General features: G+C 71.8%; 4 protein-coding genes. All 4 read left to right on the forward strand.

Annotated elements, in window-relative coordinates:
• The first annotated feature begins 386 nt into the window (after positions 1-386).
• The 4 genes from ABZT04_RS29700 (at position 387) to ABZT04_RS29715 (ending at position 5,943) form a co-directional block, all read left to right on the forward strand.
• The gene (locus tag ABZT04_RS29700; protein WP_356060053.1) at positions 387-935 is read left to right on the forward strand and encodes a carbonic anhydrase; all 549 of its coding nucleotides are present in this window, start codon (positions 387-389) and stop codon (positions 933-935) included.
• 228 nt (positions 936-1,163) lie between these two features.
• Positions 1,164-2,201 (forward strand): MoxR family ATPase, encoded by a 1,038-nt coding sequence (locus ABZT04_RS29705; RefSeq protein WP_356060054.1) that lies wholly within the window; start codon positions 1,164-1,166, stop codon positions 2,199-2,201.
• A complete protein-coding gene (locus tag ABZT04_RS29710; RefSeq protein ID WP_356060055.1) occupies positions 2,201-3,565 on the forward strand; it encodes a DUF58 domain-containing protein in 1,365 nt (454 codons plus the stop codon). Before ABZT04_RS29705 ends, ABZT04_RS29710 begins: the two co-directional genes overlap by 1 nt.
• A complete protein-coding gene (locus tag ABZT04_RS29715; protein ID WP_356060056.1) occupies positions 3,562-5,943 on the forward strand; it encodes a DUF3488 and transglutaminase-like domain-containing protein in 2,382 nt (793 codons plus the stop codon). Before ABZT04_RS29710 ends, ABZT04_RS29715 begins: the two co-directional genes overlap by 4 nt.
• Positions 5,944-6,000 lie beyond the last annotated feature (57 nt).

Below are 6,000 nucleotides of genomic sequence, written 5' to 3' on the forward strand. Positions count from 1 at the left end.
GCACCGCCGGGTCCCCGCCCGCTCACGAAGGGGAGGCCCGCCGGCGCCGGAAGCGTCGGCCGACCGGGAGCGGGAGGAGGCCGAGCCGTACGTACGCGCCGCGCACGTGGGGAGAACCCGGAAAATCGCCGGGGTCTCCGGGAAAAGTCCAGCAGGGAGAGCCTCGCCTCCCGCTCCGCGCAACTTTAGTCCACGCTGTCTCACGGTCAATCAACCGGCCTGCGCGTCGCGGGCCGGGGTGCGCACGAAGCCTCAAAACGGGAAGAATCACCCACACAGGGGCGCCTCCGCCACCCTTGTGGGTTACCTCACAAGAGGACGCAATGACGCTCTTTTTCCCTTCCCCTACCGCGACCGAACGGCCGGTGACCAGTACCGTCATAGGTATGACGACCTCCGCATCCGTACCCACAGAGTCCGAAGGCGCCATAGTTGCCGACGGGAGCGTCACCGACCGCCTGGTCGAGGCGAACGGCCAGTACGCCGCCGCGTTCACCGATCCGGGGATGGACGCCCGTCCAGTCCTCCAGGTGGCCGTGGTGGCCTGCATGGACGCCCGCCTCGACCTGCACGCGGCGCTCGGCCTCCAGCTCGGCGACTGCCACACCATCCGCAACGCGGGCGGTGTCGTGACCGACGACGTCATCCGTTCCCTCACCATCAGCCAGCGGGCGCTGGGCACCCGCAGCGTCGTGCTCATCCACCACACCGGCTGCGGCCTGGAGTCCCTCACCGAGGAGTTCCGGCACGACCTGGAGATGGAGGTCGGCCAGCGCCCCGCCTGGGCGGTGGAGGCCTTCCGGGACGTGGAGCAGGACGTACGCCAGTCCATGCAGCGTGTGCGCACCTCGCCGTTCCTGCTGCACACTGATGATGTGCGCGGCTTCGTCTTCGACGTGAAGTCGGGTCTGCTGCGCGAGATCGACCCCGCCTGACGCGCCCGCCCGCCCCGAAAACATCACCGCTCGGACCGCTCAAAAGGTCGTAAGACCCGACAAAGCGAAGGCAGTTGTCCACAGGCGAGTGACACGAACCGGTAACGGCAACAAGAATGCGGGTGTGGCGTCGCGCGGAACTTTTCCCGCGTGGTGTCCGTGTTTCGGGGTGGGCCGGTCCGCATCACAGGCGTCGGCCCATGGAAAGAACGGGCCGAGGAGGGCCGGGTGACGACCTATGACGATCGAGCGAGCCTTACAGATCTGACCGCCACTGTGGAGCGGGTCCGCAGTTCGGTGGAAGGAGTGATCGAAGGCAAGCCCGAGGTCGTACGGCTTTCGCTGACCGTGCTGCTCGCCGAGGGACATCTTCTGATCGAGGACGTTCCGGGTGTGGGCAAGACAATGCTGGCCAAGGCGCTGGCGCGGTCGATCGACTGTTCGGTGCGGCGAATCCAGTTCACACCCGACCTGCTGCCCTCGGACATCACCGGTGTGTCCATCTGGGACCAGCAGCAGCGGGACTTCGAGTTCAAACCGGGCGCCATCTTCGCGCAGATCGTGATCGGCGACGAGATCAACCGCGCCTCACCGAAGACCCAGTCCGCGCTCCTGGAGTCCATGGAGGAGCGCCAGGTCACCATCGACGGCCAGACCTACGAACTGCCCAGCCCCTTCATGGTGGTCGCCACGCAGAACCCGGTCGAGATGGAGGGCACCTATCCGCTGCCCGAGGCCCAGCGCGACCGCTTCATGGCCCGGGTCTCCATCGGCTATCCCAGCGCGGAGGCCGAGTTGCAGATGCTGGACATCCACGGCGGGGTGAGCCCGCTGGACGACCTCCAGCCCGTGGCCCACGCGCACGACATCGTCAAGCTGGTCGAGGCGGTCCGCGGCGTCCATGTCGCCGACCCGGTGCGCAGGTACGCGGTGGACCTGGTCTCCGCCACCCGCAACCACCCGGACCTCAGACTCGGCGCCTCCCCGCGCGCGACGCTGCACCTGCTGCGCGCGGCGAAGGCATCCGCCGCACTTAGCGGCCGTGAGTACGCGCTGCCGGACGACATCCAGGCGCTCGCGGTCGCGGTCCTGGCCCACCGCCTGCTGCCCACCGCGCAGGCCCAGCTCAACCGCCGTACGGCGGAGCAGGTCGTCCAGGAGATCCTCCAGAGCACCCCCGTGCCCGCGGCGCCCCCGCAGCAGAGCGGCTTCGGCATGGGCCGCGGCACACCGTCCTACGGCGAGCAGCCGCCCCGGAGGCTGTGATGACCCCGGGGGGACCGGGCCACCCGGAACCCGAGCGGGACGAGAAGGGCGGGGTCCGCACGGCCCTGGCCGGGCTGACCACCCGCGGGCGTTCCTTCCTGGCCGCCGGTATCGCCGCCGCCGTCTGCGCGTACGTCCTGGGGCAGGGAGATCTGCTCCGGGTCGGGCTGCTGCTGGCCGTGCTGCCGCTGGTCTGCGCGACCGTGCTCTACCGCACCCGTTACCGGGTCGCCGGCAGCCGTCGGCTCTCCCCCGCGCGCGTGCCGGCCGGCAGCGAGGCCCGCGTCCATCTGCGGATGGACAATGTGTCGCGGCTGCCCACCGGCCTGCTGATGCTCCAGGACCGGGTGCCGTACGTGCTCGGCCCGCGCCCCCGCTTCGTCCTGGACCGGGTCGAGGCGGGCGGCCGCCGCGAGGTGTCCTATCGGGTCCGCTCCGACCTGCGCGGCCGCTACCCCCTGGGCCCGCTGCAACTGCGCCTGACGGACCCCTTCGGGATGTGCGAACTGACCCGCTCCTTCTCGACCTTCGACACCCTGACGGTCATCCCGCGCGTGGAGGCCCTCCCCCCGGTCCGCCTCAGCGGCGAGGCCAAGGGATACGGCGACGGACGCAACCGCTCACTGGCCCTGGCCGGCGAGGACGACGTGATCCCGCGCGGCTACCGCTACGGCGACGACCTGCGCCGCGTGCACTGGCGCTCCACCGCGCGCTACGGCGAGCTGATGGTGCGCCGCGAGGAGCAGCCCCAGCGCGCCCGCTGCACGGTGCTCCTCGACACCCGGGGCATCGCCTTCGCCGGCCAGGGCCCCGACTCGGCCTTCGAGTGGGCCGTCTCCGGCGCCGCCTCCGTCCTGGTGCACATGCTGGAACGGGGCTTCTCCGTACGGCTGTTGAGCGACACCGGCAACTCGGTGCCGGGCCAGGACGCCGACGGGTTCGCGGGCGCGAGCCAGGAGTCGGCGGACGCGGCCGGGCTGATGATGGACACCCTCGCGGTGATCGACCACTCGGACGGCTCGGGCCTGTCCCGGGCCTACGACGTCCTGCGCGGCGGAAACGAAGGGCTGCTGGTGGCCTTCTTCGGCGACCTCGACGAGGAACAGGCGGCGGTCGTCGCCCGGATGCGGCAGCGCAGCGGGGGCGCCCTCGCCTTCGTGCTGGACAGCGAAGGCTGGGTACGCGAGCCGACCGACGTACCCGGTGCCGACGAACAGTCCGACGAGCGGCTGCGGATGCTCCGTGACGCGGGCTGGACCGCCGTGGGCGTGCCGCGCGGCGCGTCCCTGACCGAGCTGTGGCAGCGGGCCGACCAGGAGCGGAACGGCATCACCGCGGCCGGCCTCGGGGAGGGATGGGCGTGAGCGGGCGGGCACGCATGGCGCTGTGGGCCTGGGCCGCCACGTTGATGGCATCCTGCGCCCTGATCCCCCTGGTCTCCCCGGCGATCTGGATCTTCCAGGCCGCCTTCCTGCTGGCGATCCAGACCGGGGTGGGCGCGGCGACCCGGCGGGTCCCGCTGGCCCGGCCGCTGACCGTCGCGGCGCAGGCCCTGGTCACCCTGCTGATGCTGACCCTGGTCTTCGCCCGCGAGCAGGCCCTCGCCGGGATCGTCCCGGGCCCCCAGGCCTTCCAGCACTTCGCCGACCTGCTGCAACAGGGCTCCGACGACGTCTCCCGGTACGCGATCCCGGCACCGCTGCACGACGGCATACGGCTGATGATCATCGGCGGTGTCCTGATCATCGGCCTCGCGGTGGACGCCCTCGCGGTCACCTTCCGCAGCGCGGCCCCGGCCGGACTGCCGCTGCTCGCGCTGTACTCGGTCGCCGCCGGGCTGTCCGACAGCAACGCCGACTGGCTGTGGTTCCTGCTCGCCGCCGCGGGCTATCTCCTGCTGCTCCTGTCCGAGGGCCGGGACCGGCTGGCCCAGTGGGGCCGGGTGTTCGGCGGGGCGCCGCGCACCACCCCGGGGTCGGAGTCCCCGGGCCCGCTCGCCCCGGTGCGCACCGGGCGGCGGATCGGTGCGGTCGCGATGGCCATCGCCCTGCTGCCGCTGCCCACGATCTCGGGCGGCCTGCTGGACGCCGCCGGCACCGGAGTGGGCTCGGGCACCGGGAGCGGCGGGACGATCTCCGCGGTGAACCCGCTGGTCTCGCTGCGGGACAGCCTGAACGTGGACGAGAACCGCCAGGTCCTGTCCCTGCGCACCAACACGAACGACATCTCGGACATGTATCTGCGGATCGTGTCCCTGGACGACTTCGACGGCACCACCTGGAAGCCCTCGCAGCGGCACATCGAGAGTGTGCCGAGCACCTTCCCCACCCCGACGGGTCTCGGCGCCGACATCAAGCGCTCGGAGATCAAGACCCGGATCTCGGCCGCGAACTGGTACGCCCAGGACTGGCTGCCCATGCCGTACCCGCCCAGCGGCGTGAGCATCGACGGCAGTTGGCGCTACGAGCCCGTGGGCATGACCATCGTCGGCGATCACGGGCAGAACACGCGCGGGGTGACCTACGACGTCAAGAGCCTGGACGTGCAGCCCACCGCGGACCAGTTGGCCACGGCGCCGGAGCCGTCGAAAACGCTGAGGGACCAGTACACGAAGGTGCCGAAGTCCCTGCCGGCGGTGGTGGCCAAGACCGCCCAGCAGGTCACCGCGGGTGCGACCAGTCACTACGAGCAGGCGGTCAAGCTCCAGGACTACTTCGCGGTGACCGGCGGCTTCCAGTACGACACCCAGGTGGACGTCGGCACCGGCCGCGACGCGATCGCCAAGTTCCTGAAGGAGAAGCAGGGCTTCTGCGTCCACTTCTCGTTCGCTATGGCGGCGATGGCCCGCACGCTGGGCATTCCGGCCCGGGTCGCGGTGGGCTTCGCGCCGGGCACCCCGGAGGCGGACGGCACGGTGTCGGTGGGCCTGAAGGACGCGCACGCCTGGCCCGAGCTGTACTTCGAGGGCATCGGCTGGACCCGCTTCGAGCCGACCCCCAACCGCGGCTCGGTGCCCTCGTACACCCAGTCGACGACGCCCGACAGCGGCATCCCGGACCCGACCCTCCCCTCGGCCTCGGCGAGCACGGCGCCCTCCGCCGCCCCCTCGGCGAGCGAGAGCTGCACGGCCCAGTTGCGGAAGCTGGACGGCTGCGCGAGCCAGGCCCCGGCCGTCGCGGCGGGCGGCGGAGACGACGGCCTCGGGAAGTACCTGGAGTGGGCGGGGCTGGCGCTGGTCGCGCTCCTGCTGCTGTCCCTCCCGTTCGCTCCGATGCTGTGGCGGACCCGGACGCGATCCGTACGGCTGGGCGCGCACGGACGTACGGAGGCGGAGGCGGCGATCCACACCCTGGCCGTCTGGGAGGAACTGACCGATACCGCCTGGGACTTCGGGATCTCGCCGGACGATTCGCTGACCCCGCGCAAGGCGGCCGCCCGGATCGTGGCACTCGGGCATCTCGATCCGCCGACCGCCGCCGCGGTGCACCGGGTGGCGGACGCCGTGGAGCAGGTCCTGTACGCGCCCCGGCCCAGGATGACAGCCGGGCTCGCGAAGGACGTCCGCCGGGTGGTCGTCGGGTTCCAGGACACGGCAGGACGTGGCACGCGGGTGCGCGCGGTGGCCCTCCCGCGCTCGACCGTCCGGGTGGTGTGGGCGCTGTCGGCCTGGTGGACGTCGGTGACGGCGCGGGCGGCGGCGCTGCGGCCGGCCCCGCGCAAGCCGTCTCCGCAGAAGGGCTGACCGGCAGGACGCGAGTGAGGGGGCGTGGCCCCCGCGGTGGGTGGCCCCCCCCAACCC

The organism is Streptomyces sp. NPDC005492 (assembly GCF_040605995.1).
GTDB lineage: Bacteria > Actinomycetota > Actinomycetes > Streptomycetales > Streptomycetaceae > Streptomyces.